This window comes from Caldifermentibacillus hisashii, assembly GCF_039654145.1.
GTDB classification, from domain to species: domain Bacteria; phylum Bacillota; class Bacilli; order Bacillales; family Caldibacillaceae; genus Caldifermentibacillus; species Caldifermentibacillus hisashii.
In genome coordinates, this window is the sequence record NZ_CP155467.1 from 3,101,902 (window position 1) to 3,121,435 (window position 19,534).

20 protein-coding genes and 1 pseudogene are annotated in these 19,534 nt (G+C 36.4%); 9 read left to right on the plus strand and 12 right to left on the minus strand.

From position 1 onward, the window contains the following. Positions 1-119: 119 nt before the first annotated feature. Entirely contained in the window at positions 120-3,314 is a 3,195-nt protein-coding gene (locus NSQ14_RS15155; protein WP_095142138.1) for a DEAD/DEAH box helicase, read from the minus strand. A 373-nt stretch (positions 3,315-3,687) separates the two neighbouring features. Between NSQ14_RS15155 and NSQ14_RS15160 the strand changes: the two genes are divergently transcribed. Then, positions 3,688-4,212 carry a hypothetical protein gene (locus NSQ14_RS15160; protein WP_346207561.1) on the plus strand — a complete coding sequence of 175 codons (525 nt, stop codon included), beginning with the start codon at positions 3,688-3,690 and terminating at the stop codon, positions 4,210-4,212. A 41-nt stretch (positions 4,213-4,253) separates the two neighbouring features. On the opposite strand, the gene NSQ14_RS15165 is transcribed toward NSQ14_RS15160, so the two are convergent. The 3 genes from NSQ14_RS15165 to NSQ14_RS15175 all read right to left on the minus strand — a co-directional run bounded on the left by NSQ14_RS15165 (position 4,254) and on the right by NSQ14_RS15175 (position 5,291). Continuing rightward, positions 4,254-4,745 (minus strand): GNAT family N-acetyltransferase, encoded by a 492-nt coding sequence (locus tag NSQ14_RS15165; protein ID WP_095142136.1) that lies wholly within the window; start codon positions 4,743-4,745, stop codon positions 4,254-4,256. A gap of 94 nt (positions 4,746-4,839) precedes the next feature. Then, positions 4,840-5,121, minus strand: coding sequence for a hypothetical protein (locus tag NSQ14_RS15170; protein ID WP_141227972.1), 282 nt, complete (start codon positions 5,119-5,121; stop codon positions 4,840-4,842). Positions 5,122-5,126: 5 nt separating this feature from the next. Continuing rightward, the gene (locus tag NSQ14_RS15175) at positions 5,127-5,291 is read right to left on the minus strand and encodes a hypothetical protein (RefSeq protein WP_176458939.1); all 165 of its coding nucleotides are present in this window, start codon (positions 5,289-5,291) and stop codon (positions 5,127-5,129) included. 342 nt (positions 5,292-5,633) lie between these two features. Between NSQ14_RS15175 and NSQ14_RS15180 the strand changes: the two genes are divergently transcribed. From NSQ14_RS15180 to NSQ14_RS15190, 3 genes are read left to right on the plus strand one after another with little or no spacing between them, the layout of a single operon-like run. Next, positions 5,634-6,008, plus strand: coding sequence for a GntR family transcriptional regulator (locus tag NSQ14_RS15180; RefSeq protein ID WP_041845472.1), 375 nt, complete (start codon positions 5,634-5,636; stop codon positions 6,006-6,008). After that, entirely contained in the window at positions 6,005-6,877 is an 873-nt protein-coding gene (locus tag NSQ14_RS15185; protein ID WP_346216547.1) for an ABC transporter ATP-binding protein, read from the plus strand. The genes NSQ14_RS15180 and NSQ14_RS15185 overlap by 4 nt, the downstream gene beginning before the upstream one ends. Continuing rightward, the gene (locus NSQ14_RS15190) at positions 6,878-7,654 is read left to right on the plus strand and encodes a hypothetical protein (RefSeq protein WP_346216548.1); all 777 of its coding nucleotides are present in this window, start codon (positions 6,878-6,880) and stop codon (positions 7,652-7,654) included. Positions 7,655-7,841: 187 nt separating this feature from the next. Here NSQ14_RS15190 and NSQ14_RS15195 read toward each other — a convergent pair whose 3' ends face one another. Then, positions 7,842-8,477 carry a LysE family translocator gene (locus NSQ14_RS15195; RefSeq protein ID WP_346216549.1) on the minus strand — a complete coding sequence of 212 codons (636 nt, stop codon included), beginning with the start codon at positions 8,475-8,477 and terminating at the stop codon, positions 7,842-7,844. Positions 8,478-8,770: 293 nt separating this feature from the next. On the opposite strand from NSQ14_RS15195, the gene NSQ14_RS15200 reads away from it, so the two are divergent. The 5 genes and pseudogenes from NSQ14_RS15200 to NSQ14_RS15220 all read left to right on the plus strand — a co-directional run bounded on the left by NSQ14_RS15200 (position 8,771) and on the right by NSQ14_RS15220 (position 14,841). After that, positions 8,771-10,246 carry a PLP-dependent aminotransferase family protein gene (locus tag NSQ14_RS15200; RefSeq protein ID WP_346216550.1) on the plus strand — a complete coding sequence of 492 codons (1,476 nt, stop codon included), beginning with the start codon at positions 8,771-8,773 and terminating at the stop codon, positions 10,244-10,246. A 278-nt stretch (positions 10,247-10,524) separates the two neighbouring features. Beyond that, positions 10,525-10,842 carry a DUF6442 family protein gene (locus tag NSQ14_RS15205; protein WP_216406741.1) on the plus strand — a complete coding sequence of 106 codons (318 nt, stop codon included), beginning with the start codon at positions 10,525-10,527 and terminating at the stop codon, positions 10,840-10,842. A gap of 4 nt (positions 10,843-10,846) precedes the next feature. Continuing rightward, entirely contained in the window at positions 10,847-11,056 is a 210-nt protein-coding gene (locus tag NSQ14_RS15210) for a helix-turn-helix transcriptional regulator (RefSeq protein ID WP_216406739.1), read from the plus strand. A gap of 712 nt (positions 11,057-11,768) precedes the next feature. Beyond that, positions 11,769-13,277 (plus strand): annotated as a pseudogene (locus NSQ14_RS15215) (IS1182 family transposase); the annotation flags it as partial. 688 nt (positions 13,278-13,965) lie between these two features. Further along, a complete protein-coding gene (locus NSQ14_RS15220) occupies positions 13,966-14,841 on the plus strand; it encodes a DMT family transporter (RefSeq protein WP_346216551.1) in 876 nt (291 codons plus the stop codon). 159 nt (positions 14,842-15,000) lie between these two features. On the opposite strand, the gene NSQ14_RS15225 is transcribed toward NSQ14_RS15220, so the two are convergent. The 7 genes from NSQ14_RS15225 to NSQ14_RS15255 all read right to left on the minus strand — a co-directional run bounded on the left by NSQ14_RS15225 (position 15,001) and on the right by NSQ14_RS15255 (position 19,268). Then, the gene (locus NSQ14_RS15225; protein ID WP_346216552.1) at positions 15,001-16,137 is read right to left on the minus strand and encodes an ABC transporter permease; all 1,137 of its coding nucleotides are present in this window, start codon (positions 16,135-16,137) and stop codon (positions 15,001-15,003) included. A 58-nt stretch (positions 16,138-16,195) separates the two neighbouring features. After that, entirely contained in the window at positions 16,196-16,369 is a 174-nt protein-coding gene (locus NSQ14_RS15230; protein WP_141227971.1) for a response regulator transcription factor, read from the minus strand. 142 nt (positions 16,370-16,511) lie between these two features. Continuing rightward, positions 16,512-17,129: an NUDIX hydrolase gene (locus NSQ14_RS15235; protein ID WP_346200023.1), complete on the minus strand. Its 618-nt coding sequence runs from the start codon at positions 17,127-17,129 to the stop codon at positions 16,512-16,514. Between the two features lie 76 nt (positions 17,130-17,205). Continuing rightward, positions 17,206-17,493 carry a nucleotidyltransferase domain-containing protein gene (locus NSQ14_RS15240; protein ID WP_034772392.1) on the minus strand — a complete coding sequence of 96 codons (288 nt, stop codon included), beginning with the start codon at positions 17,491-17,493 and terminating at the stop codon, positions 17,206-17,208. After that, positions 17,480-17,938, minus strand: a complete 459-nt coding sequence (locus NSQ14_RS15245) for an HI0074 family nucleotidyltransferase substrate-binding subunit (protein WP_034772345.1) — start codon at positions 17,936-17,938, stop codon at positions 17,480-17,482. Before NSQ14_RS15245 ends, NSQ14_RS15240 begins: the two co-directional genes overlap by 14 nt. A 194-nt stretch (positions 17,939-18,132) precedes the next feature. Continuing rightward, the gene (locus tag NSQ14_RS15250) at positions 18,133-18,594 is read right to left on the minus strand and encodes a hypothetical protein (RefSeq protein WP_328187038.1); all 462 of its coding nucleotides are present in this window, start codon (positions 18,592-18,594) and stop codon (positions 18,133-18,135) included. 83 nt (positions 18,595-18,677) lie between these two features. After that, on the minus strand, positions 18,678-19,268 hold the full coding sequence (locus tag NSQ14_RS15255) for an HAD family hydrolase (protein ID WP_326974034.1): 591 nt from the start codon (positions 19,266-19,268) through the stop codon (positions 18,678-18,680). Between the last annotated feature and the right edge of the window lie 266 nt (positions 19,269-19,534).

Sequence of the window (19,534 nt, forward strand, 5' to 3'; positions counted from 1 at the left end):
CGTTTTCCATTCTTATCAGTGGGGGTTTCTCCATCCCCCACTGATGGTTAGACGGGCAATACATCCCGCACCCGTCTTCGTTTGTAAACTAAAAAAAACATGAGGAGGACCAAAGGAATTTATTTCATTAAAATGTCCCGAATATCCTCCTCTGTCAAGGTGGATGTGGTTTTTTCATCAGCATCAAGAATATCTGCAATGAGCTTCCGTTTCTTTGCCTGCAGTTCATTCATTTTTTCTTCAATTGTACCGCGTGCAACTAGCTTAATGACCTGTACCGTATGTTTCTGACCAATTCGGTGCGCCCGGTCGGCAGCTTGTTCCTCTACTGCCGGGTTCCACCATAAGTCATATAAAATCACAGTATCCGCTCCTGTCAAATTAAGACCGGTACCTCCAGCTTTTAGGGAAATCAAAAACAAGTCCCGTTCACCTTCATTAAATCGCCGGCAAAGTTCTATACGTTCCTCTGAAGGTGTACTGCCATCCAGATAAAAGTAGGCTTGACCGCGGCTGGTCAATTCCCTTCCAATCATTCCCAGCATCTGCGTGAACTGCGAAAAAATCAACAACCTTCTACCGGATCGTCTTGCTTCCTCTAAAATTTGAAAAAGCTGTTGGAATTTTGCTGAACTGCCCTGATAGCCCTCAACAAACAAGCCCGGGTGACAACAAATTTGGCGCAATCGCGTTAAGCCTGCCAATATACGAATTTTATTTTTATCGAACGTCTCTTTATCTAAGTGCTTTAAAGTCTCCTCTCTAAGTTTTGCCAAAAATCCTGCATATAGTTTCTTTTGTTCCGGCAGCAATTCAGATACAGCAAGCGACTCCTCTTTTTCCGGAAGTTCAGCCAACACATCTGTTTTTTCCCGCCGGAGCATAAACGGGCGGACTCTCTTTGCAATGTCTTGCGTTCTTAGATGGCTATATGCCTCCAGCCCTTGAAACAGTTGAGGGAAAACAACATGATAAATCGACCAAAGTTCTTCTATAGAATTTTCAAGTGGTGTTCCGGTCAAACCAAAGCGGTTATCTGCTTGGATTTTCTTTACTGACCGGGCCGTTTGCGTAAAAGGGTTTTTAAACGCTTGTGCTTCATCAAAAAACACGGTATGAAAGACTTGCTTCTCAAACCAAGTGAAATCTCTACACAGTATCGGATACGATGTAATGAGAACATCGATATCTTGTAGATTTTTCCGAAGCTCTTTTCGTTCGATTTGATTCCCATCCATCACAATTGCTTGAATTTCAGAGGCAAAAGTCATCAGTTCATTGAGCCAGTTATATGTTAATGAAGACGGACACACGATTAGAACCGGACACTTTCGGCTCCTTATATTTGCGAGTTCAGATACAATAAAGGTAATGCTTTGCAATGTTTTTCCCAATCCCATATCATCGGCAAGTACCCCGCCAAATCCGTATTGAGCAAGTGCCTTCATCCATTTGAAACCCGCCTTTTGATAATCTCGTAAAATTGACTCCAAACTTTTTGGCACCTCAAATTCCAGGCTTTCCGGATGAAGCAATTGATCTAAAAAGGCCAAAAACGATTCTTCCGGAGAAAAAACAGGACTATCCTGAATGAAGTCAAGAAACTTCAAACTTTCTAAGATAGGTTTCTCTAAAGTTAACTGATACCCGTCGTCTTGTGCCGGTTCAGCCGCTAAAAGTTTACGGATCACTTCCATTTCCTTCGCCTCCAAGGATAGAAGAGACCCATTCGGAAGCCGGTAATATTTCTGTTTCAATTCCAAGGCAGCTAAAATCCCGCGAATATCTTTGTCGCTAATCCCGTCCATTTCAAACTTGAATTCCAGCCAATGGGTGCGTTCTTGATGCATTTTCACTCGAATTTTCGGATGAACCTCTCGTACAATACGATTGCGGACGGCCGTTGTCGCATAAATTTGAGCAAGCTTTTGCAGTTTCGGCAAGATATGTACTAAAAAATCATACTCTAATTCTTCATTTTGCATAAAATAGCCGCCTTCTGTTTTTGTAAACCCGCTCGTTTCCATCAGTCCCAAAATTTCATCTTCCCTCTTAATATTTCTAACGACATAAGGACCGGTTATGTTTTCTCGACTTTCTAACGGTTGAATGACCACATGTTCATAATGGAATTCCAAGCCGGCCAACAGGCGATTTCTCACCCGATCCAAGTAAAGTTTTGCCACAAGCGGTGTTTTCATCATCCGTTCCATAAGCGGTTTGGACAGCCGGACTTCCCCGATTCTTTTTAAGCCCGGTACGATCTTTTTTAAAAAAAGATCCAGCTGCTTCTCCGGAATGGGTAGGTGTTCAGTCCCGGACTTAGCCAGCAATTCTATTAGTCCCGTTAATCGCGCAAAATCATCTTTTAACTGAAACAGTTTTCCTTTCCATAACACGGACCTGTAACCATCCATCAAAATCAATCGTTCAAGACCGGTTATTTTCAACTGATATTGAGATGGCTCACTTTCTTCCAATTGAAACTGAATCGGCGGTGGTCCCTCAACAATGTTTAATCCGGAAAATACTTGCCCTTCCTGTTCAAGCGTGACTAATGGTGCTTTTCCTAATATGGGGTACAGGCTTGCCCATGCAGATGGCGGAATCAATAACGTTCTCAGTGGAGGCACAGTGTTCGACTTTATCGGTAATACTTCTAAAAAGGCTGCTTCATCACGTGCCACACGTACCAACTGATGTAAAACGGTATCCGACTCATTCATAAAACAATGCAAACTTGGATCATAGGTAAATGCAGGAGATAGCTCACTCGCTTTCCCAGCTCTGACATCCTGTAAAAAACCGCGAATATTTGGAATCGGAGTCTGATTAATTTTCACTTCGATTCCGAATAAATACTGATCCTGTCCAAGTGAAAATGGACTTAGTCGGAAGTGCACGTCCAGTACTTCTCTCTTTTCAAAATGAAGTTGATGACCGGTTGTTCGGGCTGGCTTATTTTGAAATAGAGCCAAAAAGTCGCCGGTGAAGTCGCCGGTCTCTTCGTTTCCATAAGAAGCCATTCCTTGTCGATTCTGTTCATAAAGCGCAATAAGTACCGCGGCCACATGTTGGCACGGTTTACTAAAATTTAAAAGCGCAGAACAGCTGCATGACGTGTCAATATTTTCTTTTTCGTCTTTTTCAATTTTGACATAAAAATCTTCCGCCCCTTGTACGGTTGCAGCAACAAATTCGGCCTGCTCCTCATGAAAAATGACTTTATTCGCCCGATAAAAAGCGTCCCCCCGTTTGAAGGAGACGGTCCCACACATGTCTTTTATAATTTTATGATTCAGTTTGATATCCAATGGAAACCGCTCCTTCTTAATTTTTTGCGTTCCTATAATTATTTTCCATTTTATCACGAATTCTTGATACAATCGATATGCTTAAATATTATCTCAAGCGCAACTCATAATCTATCCAAAGTCTTTTATGAATCAACATGATACCTTGATTTATTTAACTATCATTGCTTGTCAGGCCACTTAGCATTGTATTTTTATTGTCGTGAATACTGTTAAACCATGCAGCCAATTATTACTTAAATCTTGGGAAAAATAAAATTATATATAGACAAACTAATGTTCCGTATGTTAAAATATCTCTATCAATTACAACTTTTGACATGCTTGTATTTGTCCGAAATTTACTTAATAATATCAGTAGGAGGGAATGCCGGTGGAAAATGAACTGTTAAAACAAATACTCGCAAAATTAAACGAAATTGATGACATCAAAACAGGTTTAAACGAAATGAACAACAGATTAAATCGAATGGAATCCGACATTAGTGAAGTTAAACAAGACATTATCGGCATGAAAGAAGAAATAAAAGAAATCAAATTAGAACAACAACTAATGAAACAAGATATAACAGATATCAAACAAGAACAACTACTAATGAAACAAGATATAACAGATATCAAACAAGAGCAATTACTTATGAAACAAGATATAACAGATATCAAACAAGAGCAATTACTTATGAAACAAGATATAACAGAAATGAAACAAGAGCAATTACTTATGAAACAAGATATAACAGAAATGAAACAGGAACAGCAACAAATTAAATTAGCCGTTCTTGAAACGAATGAACGGACAAAGGAAATTGCAGCGAAACAAGATGAACATGAGCAACTCATTCATTTATTAGGAATGAGATCCCTTAAACAGGAAGCAGAATTAAATCGGATGAAGTAATCGTCATTTGACGGTTTTTTTTGTAGTTTTTATAGAGTTAATTATAAACCCATATACAAAATCTCCCCTGGTAGGCCATCAATTTCACATAACTTTTCTGATTGGAAGCCGCTGTTAATTAATATTTTTCTAGAAGGAATATTTTTCGGATCGATTATGGCGGTTAACCTTTTTATAGAGTTATTTTTCGCTTTTTCGATTAATATTTCGGCAATCTCAGATCCGTAGCCTTTCCCCCAATGTTCCGGAAGCAGCATATAGCCGAGTTCCGCTTCAGAGGTTTTTTCTTCATTTAAAATTAAACTTCCCAGCCCGATGAATTCATTTACATTGTTACTTGAATGGTAAACTTTAAAAGTACCAAATTGGTCAAATTTCTCATTTCTCCGTAATATCTTTGCAAAATTAACATATGCTTCTTCCAATGGAATCGATCGTTCCGTAATCATCGCCATCACTGCTTCATTTGACACAAGCCTAAAATAATCATGAAAATCTGTCGCCATGAACTTTCTCAAAATTAGGTTATACACTCCGGGCCCCCTTATATTTTTACAACCATAATCATACCATTTAAAATAGACCTTATCAAAATGTTAGAGCATCTGCTTTCTTTTTAATAAAAATTTAGCCAATAATACCTTTTATCAGTTCCGATAATCGGATCATTCCTTTTTCAAGGTCTGCCAATGAGGCATAGGAATAAGACAACCGGAGATGCACTTGATCATTTTTGTCATAGATACTTCCGGGATTAATTAAAATGCCTTCCTGAAGGGCTAAATCAAATAGTTTTCTTGTGGATATACCGTCCCGCAATTCAAGCCAAATATAAAATCCGCCGGCAGGGATATTCCATGATGCAATGTCAGAAAAATACTTCGCTAATAATGCCAGTGCAAGATCCATGGCTCCTACTTATTCAGTTTTTTCATTAGCTCAATTATTTCTTCGTTCTGCTTGACCTGAATTTCACTGTTGATTTTAATTTCGCGAATCCAAAATAACATAAAAGCAATGACGACCGATATTACGACATACTTAATCACAAATGCAAAAGTCCCAAAAATACTTATCATCATTTTCCACCCTTTCATTTATTTTTACACAACTTCAACCTTTTGAAAATTAACGCCCAATCCTTTTCAGCAATCTAGTATAGAACCTATTATTGATAGAACCAAACAAAACTCCTACCTTATATAAAAAATACGAATGACCTATAACAAAGTTTCACAACATGTTTAAAAAGTTTGTTATAACATTTTGAAAAAGAGCTTTTAGGTACAAACCATTTTTTATTAAATTTATTGACAGAAAATTATTTTCCATATATACTTATATACACAGGTATATAACTATATTAGCAGTAAACTAATCATGGCATTGAAAAATCCCGGCAATTTAAGGTGGTGAAACGGGTGAATAACTTAGATAACAATAAGCCGATTTATTTACAAATACGGGAAAAAATTGAAGATCAAATCGTAACCGGCTTGCTGAAAGAAGGAGATCAAGCACCTTCTACAAATCAGCTTGTGAATTTTTATAAAGTCAATCATGTTACGGTATCAAAAGGTGTTAACCAGTTAGTGGATGAAGGAATCCTTTTTAAAAAGAGGGGTGTAGGGATGTTTGTTGCTGAAGGAGCGAAAGAAAAATTGATTCAACAACGGAAGGAAAAATTTATCGAAGACCATTTAATTAAATTAGTTGAAGAAGCTAATATTTTAGGAATTACCGAAGATGAGTTAATTGATTTAATAAAAAGAGTGAAGGGAAGGGGAATGAAGTGAACAAATTTATAGAGGTTAATAACGTATGCCTTTCATACAAAAACCAGCAAGTCATAAAAAATATCTCATTTTCATTAGAACAAGGGAAAATATATGGGTTAATAGGACGGAATGGAGCGGGAAAAACCTCGCTTTTATCACTGCTTGCCTCTTTTAACCAACCGACAGCCGGGACAATTAAAATTGATGGCGAGGTTCCGTTTGAAAATGCACGGATTATGCAAAAAGTTGCCTTTATTTATGATCGTGACTTTAAAGATGAGAGTAGTCCAGTAAAAGAAATGTTTGATACAGTAAAACGTTATCGACCAAATTTTGATGAAGAATATGCAAAATATTTATTGGACCGTTTTGAACTACCGTTAAAAAAACCGGTTAATAAATTATCAAAAGGAAAGAAAGCGGCCTTAAATGTGACAATAGGGCTTTCCAGTCGGGCGCCAATTACGATATTTGACGAAGCTTATTTAGGAATGGATGCGCCAACAAGGACATTTTTTTACAAAGAATTATTAGAAGACCAAGCAAGGTATCCGAGAACGTTTATTTTATCTACCCATCTTGTGTCGGAAATGGATTATTTATTTGAAGAAGTCCTCATTATTCATCGTGGTGAGCTTGTTTTTCATGATGATTTTGAAACTTTAATATCAAGGGGAGCTGCCATTACGGGGGATTTTTCTAAAGTAGATCAATTTGTCCAAGGAAAGATGAAATTAAGTGAACAAACTTTAGGGCGGACAAAATCTGTTATGATATACGGAAATTTAACGGAGGACGAAAAGGAAAAAGCTCGTTCCATTGGTTTGGATATCGGACCGGTAAATTTACAAGATTTATTTATTTATCTAACGGAGGAGGGGAAATAAATGAAGAAAAAATCAATTCGAACGAAACTTGCTATCGATTTATTTACACTGCAAGGAAAATGGACAGTATGGTTTCTTAAAATCATGTTTGTCGTTTATATCGCTCATATTCTTTATCCATTAATACATAATGGGGAATCGGTAAGAGCGGTAGATGATTTTTATGCGAGAAGTTACATTTTCGGTAATATTTATATGTTAGTTATCGGGATTATCACGTCAATCAGTTGTCTTCCCTATTACGTTCAAAATGGGATTACGAGAAGGGACTATTTTTTCGGTGCAACGATAAGTACATTAGGATTAGCCATTGTTATTCCACTCATTGCATTAATCATTCATTTTCTTACAAAGGGAATGATTGATTGGACAAACTTGCCGATTGAATTAAAAGGACTGCCAGATATTCGCATTGCAGAAGAAGATTCATTCATTGCTCAAATGATTTTGGCAGTGATTGATGCACCATCTGTGGCAGAAATAAGTGGATTATCACTTCTCGTATTTATGGTAAATCTATTCTTTTATTATGTGATCGGTTGGATGATTGGGTCAGGGTTTTATCGATTTGGTGGCATAAAAGGTATGCTGTTTGTTGTCCTTGCCCTTGCCATCTTCTTAATTAATGCCGGTATTTGGGGGAACCCTGTACCCGCTTGGCTGCCAATTCCGGATTTAACCCTGTCCTTCTATGCAATCATTGGTACAGTTTTACTAATTTTCATTGTACTGGGAATTATTAGGTTGGTAACAAGAAATGTGCGAATCAAATTGTAAATGATCCTACTTGAATATTTATTCTTGCTTATTCGGATAAAGAGAAAGGGTGTCCTGTTTCTTATGATTCCATTTTTTGGAAATATAGAAAAGATGTTCCTTTCTCTTTAGTCGCTTAGAACCGCTAGTGTTTTCGCTTTTTTGGCGTTGACGCTAGCGGTTCTTTTTTTCTATCGATTAAAACTTTCTATCCAATCTCAAAGACACTTTTAAAAAATTCAACAGCAAAATAAACGGCAAAAGCAATTAACAGAAGTCCGGCAATCACGGAAATCCACTTTATGATCGTCCGATTTAAGAAGACTCGTGTTTTTGCGATAATCGTCATTAAGATTAAATCATGCATTAAGATACCTGCCAAAATTCCGGCTGCAACCACAAAAAAACCGGAATTTCCGGTTGACTTAAAAGAGTTTGCCAATACCGTTCCAAAAATCCCCAACCAAAAAACGACACTTCCCGGTGAGATGGCAACAAATAATCCGTTTAAATAAGATGACTTTAATGATTTCTCCGGTTTCTCATCTCCCAAGTGAATGTCTTTTTCAGCATTTTTTATACTGTCCCATCCGATAAAAAGTAAAAAAAGACTTCCTATTAGCCACATCCAACTTTGGACAACGGGCAAGGATAAAACTGGTGCAAGTCCGAAATACAGTAAGATAATTAATATAAAATCGACCGTCATCCCACCCAAACCGACAAACCAACCATGCAAAAAGCCATTTTTTAACCCCTGCTTTGTCATTTCAATCGTAATCGCTCCAACGGGCAAAGCAATGGATAACCCTAAAAATACATATGTAAAGAAAAGAGAAACCATGATTTTCCTCCTTGTTAGTGGATTTCAAATGATATTAAGAAAGCTGTGAAGAAGGGGTTCCCCTTGCTAATTGATGTCATACTGCTTCCATTTCAATTGTTTGGCCCCCATTTTATAAAAAAACCTTTGTGCGACATATCTATATCAAGGCAAAATAATGTCATAAAGCCACAAGCTTTCTCATTTCATCCACCCCTTTATCATGTTATAATCTATCATAATCACAAATTGACCCTAGTAAAAGGGACAATTTTTTATAATTATATAGGGACAGATATTTTGGAGGGATCAAAATGTTTGAAATAACCCCGAATTTGAATCCAAATGACCAAACACCACTTTACATACAGCTTTACCAATACTTATTAAAAGAAATTGAAACAGGAAGAATCCCTCAAGGAACACGATTGCCGTCCATCCGCAAATTGGCCGACCATTTGGGAATTGGCAAAAATACGGTTGACGCCGCTTACCAACAACTGATTGCAGAAGGGTTTATCCTTAGTAAACCGAAAAGTGGGTTGTACGTCGCCGAATTTGATGAACAATTTTTTACGCCATCCCAAGATTCCGGCTCCCAATTTTCTTGTTTGGAAGCAGTTCAACCTTTGGAATCAAATTACCCCTTTGATTTTCGACACGGACACATCGACAAAGATCATTTTCCAGTTACCATTTGGAGGAAATTAACCAATCAAGTCTTGTATGATCAAGCAATTTTTTCATATGGAGACAGACAAGGCGAACCTGAACTGCGGGTGGAATTAGCAAAATATTTGTACCAATCAAGGGGTGTTTCCTGTTTACCGGAGCAAATTATTATTGGCGGCGGCATCCAGCAACTACTCAGCTTACTTTGTTTCATAATCAAATCTGGGTGTACATCGGTTGCAGGTGAAAATCCGCGATGTAATGATGGGAAGTCCGGTCAACAGCAACCAAACCATTACGAAAAGGTTGCGTTTGAAAATCCGGGATATGATGGTGCAAGAGAAGTTTTTCGTCAGCACGGTTTTTCAATCATACCAATAGAACTAAATACTGGTGGAATAGATTTAAAAAAATTAGCTAAAAGCAATGCCCGTATCGTTTATGTTACGCCATCCCATCAATTTCCAATGGGAATGATTATGCCGATTGCGAATCGAATGAAACTAATCCAATGGGCCGACCGCGTAGACGGATACATCATTGAAGATGATTATGACAGTGAGTTTCGATATAAAGGTAAACCCATTCCTACTTTGCAAGGAATTGACTCGTTTGGTAAGGTCATTTATTTGGGAACTTTTTCTAAAGCATTATTACCATCCATTCGGTTGGCATATATGGTTTTACCGGAGCAACTTCTCAAAAGCTTTCAAACACATTTTCAATCCTATGAGCAACCCGTTTCAAAAATTTTGCAAAAAACGGTTGCCTTATTTATGCAAGAAGGTTATTGGCAAAAACATTTGCGAAGAATGAGGCATATTTACCAGAAAAAGCATGAAACCTTGCACCAGTCCATTCGCAAATTTATGGGAGAACAAGTAAAGATTATTGGTGAGGAATCAGGTCTACATTTACTAATAGAAGTGAAAAATGGGGATAATGAGGAAACGTTAATTGAAAAAGCAAAATCCTCGGGGGTAAAGATATATCCGACAGCTAAGTACTGGATGAATCAAAATCAGGCAAAAGACCCTCTATTATTGGTCGGATTCGGCGGTTTAAGTGAAGCAGAAATTACCGAGGGAATCAGGCGATTGAGTGAGGCTTGGTTTTAAGAAGAAAAATGCATGGAACCCACTTAAGTGGCGCAAAAAACCGGTCGTCAAAAAGAAGGTGTTCTGTTGCAAAGCCGCCATGACCACGTTCATTAGTCCAAGCGCCTGCCAAAAAATGAACCGACAGTTTTTTTACCGTGTTTTATTTACTGTTATGTCGGTTTTATGACAAGTTTTATAGATGATATGTAAAGTTTTATATTCTTTTTGACAAGTTTTATTTGCATTTTTTAATTTTATGTAGTATACTTTATTCATAAAAGAAAGGTGGGGTTGTCATGGAAAAAGAAGAAATTTTGGAAAAAAGCCGACTGGAAAATCGTGATATGGATGAAAGAGAACAGAAAATTGATGATGATTCTGTCTATCATGGAATGTTGGGGATTTTTGTATTAGTATTTTTCTACCTTTTCTTTAAAATGTTCACGAATCAACCCGTAACAGATATGCTCTCAATATTGACAGCCAATCTAACTGTTATTTCCTATTACAAGTATAAAAAAATACCGGACAAAAAGTTTTTTCTTATTAATACAATAATCGGAGCTATCTTAACAATCGGATTCATCATCACTTATGTAATTGGGGTGATTTAAAAGTATGAATGAACATTTAGTTTTACAGAATAGGTTAAAAGTCGCAAGAGCAGAAAAAAAATTATCTCAGGGAGATTTGGCTAAGATGGTTGGTGTATCTCGGCAAACCATTAGTGCAATCGAAACCGGTCAATTTAATCCCACAGCAAAATTAGCGCTAATCCTATGTATTGCACTGGATAAAAAATTTGAAGACCTGTTTTATTTTGATTAGTAATATAAAAGACGATTGGCACTTAAAAGATTATTTTTCTAAAAAACTCACAAATCGGGCATTTTATTGGACAGTTTTGAATGATTGACTTTATATTTTGTCCATTAGAGCCGGTCTATTGGACAGTTTTTGCTGGTTGACTTCAAGTTTTGTCCATTAGAGCCCGTCTATTGGACAGTTTTTGCTGGTTGACTTCAAGTTTTGTCCATTAGAACCGGTATATTAGACAGTTTTTGCTGGTTAACCTTGCATTTTGTCCATTAGAACCAGTTTATTGGACAGTTTTGAATGATTGACTTTATATTTTGTCCATTAGGGCCGGTCTATTGGACAGTTTTTGCTGGTTGACTTCAAGTTTTGTCCATTAGAGCCCGTCTATTGGACAGTTTTTGCTGGTTGACTTCAAGTTTTGTCCATTAGAACCGGTATATTAGACAGTTTTTGCTGGTTAACCTTGCATTTTGTCCATTAGAACCAGTTTATTGGACAATTTTGAATGCTTGACTTTATTTTTTGTCCATTAGAGCCGGTTTTTTGGACAGTTTTAACTGGTTGGCTTCTTATTTTGTCCATTAGAGCCCGTCGGGGCCACTGAAAAAGTCAATCTGAAAATTCGAAATAATTATATGTATAATAAATTGAAAAAAATACCCCCAATATTTGGTATAATAAAGTTATACTACAAACCAAAACCAAACTGGGGGTATCTATCATGCTTAAAGAAAAAGATAATCAATTAAGCATCTATTCCATATTATACGATAAAATTCCTGAAAATCATACACTTAAATTATTAAGAGATGAAGTAGATTTTAGTTTTATCAATAAAATGCTTGAAAAAACTTACTGTAAAGAATATGGAAGGCCAGCAAAAGAGCCCGAACTTATGGTTAAAATCTTGGTGTTACAAAAACTCTATGACTTATCTGATGAGAAAGTTATAGAAAATTGCTCATTAAACCTTGCATATATGTATTTTTTAGGAATCAATCCGGAAGACGACCTCCCTCACCCAAGTCTTTTGACAAAATTTCGTAAAAGTAGATTAGAAGGCAATCTCACCATAGATGAAATTATTATTGAAATCATAAACCAATGCATTGAAAAAGGAATTTTACAAAAGGTTTCTGGTATAACGATTGATTCCACTCATACAGAAGCCAACACCAAAAAATATAGACCGGAACGAGTCATGAAACAATTAGCGAAAAAAATCTTTAAAACGGTTAAAGAAGAAAACGGAGAAATACCAAGTGAAATCAACCAAGAAATCCCTGATTATAAAGAAATAGAAAACCATGATGAAGCTAGAAAAACAATGAAGTCCTATCTTGAAGAAACGGTATCAAAGGTAGAAGAACTAGTTGAACTAGAGAAAGCACCTGAAACAAAAGCACTCGTTAATAATGCGAAAGAAATTTTAGCAGACCCGAAGTTTATAGAGCAAAGAGGGGTACGATCGATTGTCGACCAAGAAGCGAGAATAGGGTATAAAAGCAAAAATGATCCTTTCTTTGGTTATAAAACGGAATTTATGATGACAACAGAAGATCGAATAATTACAGCTGTACATACTGGTAATGGAGCTTATGTGGATGGCACGAAGTTTGATGAATTATTAGAGTTAACCAAGAAAACGAGAATAAAAATACCAGAAGTGTACGGTGATAAAGCCTATTTTAAAAAGCCAATCTTAGACAAAATCTCTGAACTTAAAGCAAAGGCATACATCCCTGTAAGTGAAGCTGCATATCGCATAGACGAAGAAAGATTCAGTTATAACAAAGATTCTGACGAGTGGTTCTGTAGTCAAGGAAACAAAACAATCAAAAAGAAACACTACATAAGAAAATGTGGAAAAGAAACGTATAATTACTATTTTGACAGAGAACAATGTAGAAATTGCCCAATGCGAGAAGTTTGCATAACCGGAAAAACAGTCGGGAAAGTATTAGGGATCGGAATCAACACCCCAGAATTTTATGAGTATAGTCAACAACAGAAATCGGAGGGATTTAAAGAGAAGTATAAAAAAAGAGCATGCCAAGAAGGGAAAAATGGCGAAATGAAGAATTTCCACGGGTTAGATCGTGCCAAATGGTACGGTCTAAAAAGCATGGGCTTACAAGCCAAGCTCACAGCCTTGGCAGTAAATTTAAAGAGGATAGCCGCCATACTATCCTCTAAAAAGGCGAATTATATCCAAACATTTGTCATTTTTACTAATTTCTATGGTAAAGAGTACCATTTACAGAAAATTCATCTAAATTCTATTGTAAAAAATACCATTTACAGAAAATTTCTTACACTACACAGCAAATTTTACATAAAAAAAATGGCTTTTTTCAGTGGTCACGAGCCCGTCTATTGGACAGTTTTATCTGCTTGACCTCATATTTTGTCCATTAGAGCCGGTTTAGACGAGAGCTGAGCCGTAGTCAGCGAAAATACATTTTCGCTTGCGAGGTAATGCTACCGAAGCTTCTCTAGTTCACCGGAAAAATATAAAATTTTTTCGGCTGCGATGTATTCCCGCGAAGATTTCCTTGTGCACTTATGCGTTGGGAAAGTAGAAATTGAAAAATTTATACTTTCCTGCTATTAGCTAACAAAAAATTCGAATTTTCCTTTATAATAAAATGTATATTATCGGAATGGTTAGCCCAAATAGTTTCGATTGCTAAAAAACTTTAGCAAAGAGCACAACATTATGTTTCTAGCAAATAATTAATGCCATCTTTTTTGGTGCTAATCTTGTCTTTAGATGAACCGGGGGTGATTTCGAATGTATTGTACTCCATTATTTGAGAATGACGTACCAAAAGGACCCTTCTGCTCTTAATGGGGGAAGGTGACTGTTCTCTCCGTTAGGGGCATTCGACCTAAAGAAAAAACGGAGGGTACAATAAATGAAAAATACTTTATTAGGTTCATTATATTTAATACTCGCATCAAGTATATGGGGCGGTATGTACGTTGTTGTTAAAGTTGTCGTATCGGTTATACCGCCACTGGAACTTGTGTGGATGCGCTATGTTGTGGCGATTTTCGCATTACTCGTGATTGGTTTCATCACTCGACAAAACTGGCGTATTGAGAAACGTTATGTTTTCATCATTATAGCCATTGGAATCATTGGTAATGCCATTTCCATCGTTACGCAGGAAACGGGTACAATGTTATCTTCAGCACAAATGGGAGCGATTATTACTTCATCAACGCCGGCATTTATGGTTGTATTTGCTCGTTTCATCCTAAAAGAAAAGTTAACGTTAAAAAAGGGACTTTCTGTTTGTTTAGCGACCATTGGAGTTTTTCTCATTGTTGGAATTGGAAATATGGATTTGTCCAGCAAACTTGGCGGCCTTTCCTTGGTTACTGCTGCTTTAACATGGGCATTGATGTCTGTACTGGTAAAACTTTTACCGAGTGCTTATTCTCAAATTGTCGTAACGACCTATTCCATCATGGTAGCGCTAACCGTATTGACCCCTTTTGTTTTGCCACGGTTACACAAGATTCCTTTTTCTGAGTTGACTCAACCGACAATTTCGGGCGGAGTCTTGTATTTGGGTATTATCTCAACGGCATGTGGATTTCTTTTTTGGAATCGTGGATTACAAATGCTTAACGCCTCAAGCGGGGGAATCTTTTTCTTTTTTCAGCCCGTGGTAGGAGCATTACTTGGATGGCTGATTCTTGGAGAAAGCTTAGGTATCATGTTTTGGATCGGATCCATCCTCATTTTCATTGGTGTTTTATTCGTCATCTTTGAGAAAAATTAGCATGCAAAAACCCCTTCGCCCGCTTCTGAAGGGGTTTTTTAGTCAGCATTTTAAATTCAGCGTTTTGAGGGTTTTTAATCAGTATGTTAAAAATAAATCCGTCATACTTAAACAAATACGTATGATTAAAAAACAAGAATGCTAAGTCATTGTATTCATTTAAATATTTTCTTGTTTGAGAGCATCAATAATGTTTTCCTTTTTCACCTTACTGCTGGAATAAAGCATGGTCACTCCAACGATGATAAATACTCCCAAAACCGTTACGAGAAGACTGACCCAGGGCAAATTAAATCGATACGCAAAACTGTTACTAAACGATCTATACATGAGATACATAATTACCAAACTAATGGGTAATCCATATAATAAAGCCTTCATCCCATAAAAGATGCTCTCATAATTTAACATCTTATTAAATCCTTTTGGTGTCATACCTACCGATTTCAACATGGCAAATTCTCGTTTTCTTAATGCTATGCTGGTAGAGATTGTATTAAAAATATTTGCTACGGAAACTGCCGAGATTAGTAATACAAAACCATATACAAATACCTGAATGATTCTACTCATCTGTTCATCCTGAATACGAGAATGATACACATTATATATACTTGGCTGAATGGAAAGATTCATTTCATCAACTTGTTCTTCTGTCTTTATTGGATCTTTACTGTTTAAATATAGATAGTAGTAAGATTCATCAATAATATTTTGGTGTTCAGCAAGTAATTTGTTTAAAGTATCCTCTGAAACAACGACATGAATTTCTCCGGGGGATATCATTTTTCTTAACCCCATTGGTTGTTTATCCGTCAATGCAACAATTTCAACTTTATTTACATCCTTTATCTTCCCGGTATCCAAATCCTCGTATTGCAAATCTAATAAATCACCGACTTCAACATTTACGGCTTTCTCTTTCACATACTGCTTTTTTTCGATATCCTGATAATTATTTTTATTAATAACAATCGCCGGCAATTTATTTTCTTGATTCAACAAATCATCATTAACACCAATTTGCTCAGCATAAGCTTGTAAACTCGATTGATCCAAAGCATGAAGGATTACTTGAAACTTTATTTTTCCATTTTCTGAATGAATGACATAATTGCGAACACTATCTGGAACTTTTGCTTCGTCAATTTGCGAAACAAAGGTAAAATCTTGCATTATGATACGTTCTGTAACGCCATCCAGTTCTGTTATTTTTTCGAAGGCTTGTTTTGCTTCACTGCCATAATGTCCATTGAACAGTACACTCATATCATAATCCGGACCATCTTGAGTCATTGAAAAAGATTCTTGCATCGTTTTTTTAAAATACGAGACCGATAAAAACAGAACAATACTAATCACTAATGAAATGACTGTAGCTTAAATCAAACTGTTCTAAATTCAGTTCAATCAGTGTTTCTGCAGATTGGAAATCACTGCATATTATTGTCTCATATTGTTCTTGTTGCAAGGTATACTCAAGCCCAGCAGCAATTGTATGATCATCTTCAACGATAAGAATTTTCATCTGAACATCTTCCTTATTCATTCTCTAATTTCATAATCTCACTTTTCCAATATTAAACATTCAATCTTTAATTAGCGAAGAACGAAGAACCTAATTTCTTAGTGCCTCTTTGTTAAAAATATCTCATTAACAGTATTTCTAATCAATCAAAATAAAAAGGTTCCTGAGGATTATTAACTTGCCGGAATAGCATCTCAATTTGGGATCTTGTGTTTCGACCTTCAGACAATTTTGGTAACTCATTCTCGGCAAAAAAGCCAACAGCAGTTGTTTCAATTCCCGTTTGAGGTCCGCCCCCAATAATTTCACATTGGATAAATATTTTGTAAACATGATAGGGGGACGGGGGATGGGGATGACACTTTTTATCAAGTACCCCTAACAGCTTGACCGGTTTTACATCAAACCCCGATTCTTCCTTCACTTCTTTTATAGCAACTTCACTTGGTGTTAATCCAATATCTGCCCAGCCCCCGGGCAAAGACCAACTATCATCACTGTTTTCCTTAACTAGCAAAATTTTATTATCCTCGAAAATTACTGCTCGTATATCCACTTTAGGCGTTGGATAACCCGTTTCATTTGCAAAGAGATTTTTCAATACGGACTGGTCCACTTTCGTATATTGTGACATAATTTCCATACTGATTTCTCGGATTTGTTCAAATCTTTCTAAGTCATATACATCTCTTGAATAGGTTAATCCTGCCTGTGCAATTGATTGCAGTTCTTTCGCCCATTCGAGCCATTTCGGTTCCATAGAACATTTTCCCTTCTTTTTGTTTTATCGATGAAACGTGATACTATCAGCGAACAAAGTCCTTTAATATAAGCTATTATTTTTCATAAATTACCTTGCCGTCACGTTCAATTTGTTGCTTAATTTCCGTATTTAAAGAATCGCAAAAAAGCACATCACAGGAATAAATACCTACAAGATCATCAATATCACGAATCACCTTTCCCTTTTTCGTTCCTGAATAATCAATGCATAAGTCAATATCAGAATTGAATTTTGCCGTATTTTTAGCACGTGAGCCAAATAAAATGACCTTTCGAATTTCAGTGTCACTTTGAAAATAGGTCATAAGACGCTCAAATACTCGTTCACTAATTCCATACATCATTGTCAATCACTTCTTCTTTAATTTTTTGAAGCAATGCTTCGAGTTGATAAACGTATTCATTGACAATTTTCTGCATAATTTTTTCGTAGTCATCTTCATTATAGACATGTGCAGTTGCATTTCGTGAACTTAAGATATCATCCCATATATCAATTTGTTCAATCCATCCCTCAATAAACGCTTGTCGATAGCACGCTCTCGGACTATTCAACTCCAAACCGGATGCCTTAAAAATTTTAGACAACAGTTTCCAAAGCTGATCTTCAAGAATTTCATATTTTTTTACAATCGAATCTCTGTACACTTCTTTCAATAATTCATTCCCGGGTGGAATTATTTGTTGGGAGGCTGAAATCACATTTTTTAAATGTAATAATAATCGAAATGCATATTGGTACGACAACGTGATGGACTCCTTATATTTAGCAAATAAGTCATTCATGAGAACCCTCTCCTTAACCATTTGTTTATTTCCATTTCCTCAACTTAGGTAAAAAATAGCAATAGTCATATGTATTATTATACATGTTTATCATACGTTTACATATACAGGCTGATTGATGGTTATTAATATAAAAACTTACCAAAATGAATTGTCGATAGCCAATAAGTCTTTCTACATGCTCATGTCAATTATCATAAATTCTCTATCTCACATTCCTTCAAATGCTGCCATTGAATTCCGATATGACCGATTCCAAGAATAATAATAGAGATAATAAGCCAAATCACCTTCCCATAAATCCCCAGCAGCAGAAATGCCAATACCGGTAAAAGGGCTCCTGGAACCGGGATTCCAAAGAGGCTTCCATAAAAATCTTTTAGCGTATGTTTACTTTTAAAATACCATATCCAGAAAACTCCATAAATTATCATCAAAATAAAAGATATAATTAGCCATAAACTCCAATGGGAAAATGGTTTCAGATTAAAGTCATTGAAAATTAAAACCACGCAAGAAACAGCCACCTGTCCAACACGTTCCAGCCACAATAATATCTTATTTTCATTCGAGACGATATTCTGGTAATTTACAGGTTTAAACTTTGTCCAGAGAATATTCGGAATGAACAGCATCAATAGATAAATAAAACCCACATATGAAAATCCAAAGTGTCCGAACATGGTAGCACCCTCCAACAATTGTTTTTAAATTCAATTTTCATTCTTGTATACCACTTTTAATAAAACTTTTTTACCAAAATTAACAAGAGCTGTAATCCTGACCATTTATTAATTCCTTTTGGACTGATGTCAAGCACCCCTTCATTGCCATGGACGTTGACGACCACATCCAGTTTGGCAAGATCCCGTTTTAGTTGGCCAATTTTTTTGGAAGTAAGCATGAGTATTTTTACAATTGGGTTTAGTTCAGTTAATGGTCTATTTTTTGCAAGTTTTTGCGGATCAAGATTATGTAAAATGGGATGATCTGCCGGTCCTGTATAGGCATAATCCCAAGAACTATCGATCAAATAGGTAACCTCATATAACTCTATTAATCTTTTAATTTTTAAAAGCGTTTTAGTGTCGAAATGTACGGTTGAAATAATTTGACCTTGATTTGCAACAATTGCCCCGTTTCCACCAATCATTGGATAAGTATGAAACCTTTTATCAAGCACGGGAAGTAAATCACGAATCGGCCTTGCAGAAGCGAAAATCACTTGATGTCCTTGTGCTTCCAACTTTTCTAGCGATTTCAGGATTCTTTCTGAAACGGGTTGACCTTTAAAACAAATCGTACCATCCAAATCAAATACAAATTTCAAGAAGACCACTCCTAGTAAGTTTTCCTTGGCTAATAGGAAAGTAAAAATTTTTCAATTTCTACTTTCCTAACGCATAAGTGCTCTTGCGGCTCTGCCGTCGCCTAAAGGCTCGGCAATTGCCGAGTTTTCTTTATCATTATTATAGTACTTTATTTATGGGACATTTCAAATGGTTTTGTTTCATACACGGCTTATCGATCGTTTCTATAGGGCAACTCTCCTCCTTACTGGACATTTATACATAAACGAACAAAAAACCCAGCCAT

Coding starts and splice junctions, on each gene's coding strand:
- NSQ14_RS15170 (WP_141227972.1), bottom strand. CDS start 5,121: ATGGATCTTGCACTGGCATTATTAGCGAAGTATTTTTCTGACATTGCA.
- NSQ14_RS15175 (WP_176458939.1), bottom strand. CDS start 5,291: ATGATAAGTATTTTTGGGACTTTTGCATTTGTGATTAAGTATGTCGTA.
- NSQ14_RS15190 (WP_346216548.1), top strand. CDS start 6,878: ATGAAGAAAAAATCAATTCGAACGAAACTTGCTATCGATTTATTTACA.
- NSQ14_RS15195 (WP_346216549.1), bottom strand. CDS start 8,477: ATGGTTTCTCTTTTCTTTACATATGTATTTTTAGGGTTATCCATTGCT.
- NSQ14_RS15200 (WP_346216550.1), top strand. CDS start 8,771: ATGTTTGAAATAACCCCGAATTTGAATCCAAATGACCAAACACCACTT.
- NSQ14_RS15205 (WP_216406741.1), top strand. CDS start 10,525: ATGGAAAAAGAAGAAATTTTGGAAAAAAGCCGACTGGAAAATCGTGAT.
- NSQ14_RS15210 (WP_216406739.1), top strand. CDS start 10,847: ATGAATGAACATTTAGTTTTACAGAATAGGTTAAAAGTCGCAAGAGCA.
- NSQ14_RS15220 (WP_346216551.1), top strand. CDS start 13,966: ATGAAAAATACTTTATTAGGTTCATTATATTTAATACTCGCATCAAGT.
- NSQ14_RS15225 (WP_346216552.1), bottom strand. CDS start 16,137: ATGACTCAAGATGGTCCGGATTATGATATGAGTGTACTGTTCAATGGA.
- NSQ14_RS15230 (WP_141227971.1), bottom strand. CDS start 16,369: ATGAAAATTCTTATCGTTGAAGATGATCATACAATTGCTGCTGGGCTT.
- NSQ14_RS15235 (WP_346200023.1), bottom strand. CDS start 17,129: ATGGAACCGAAATGGCTCGAATGGGCGAAAGAACTGCAATCAATTGCA.
- NSQ14_RS15240 (WP_034772392.1), bottom strand. CDS start 17,493: ATGTATGGAATTAGTGAACGAGTATTTGAGCGTCTTATGACCTATTTT.
- NSQ14_RS15245 (WP_034772345.1), bottom strand. CDS start 17,938: ATGAATGACTTATTTGCTAAATATAAGGAGTCCATCACGTTGTCGTAC.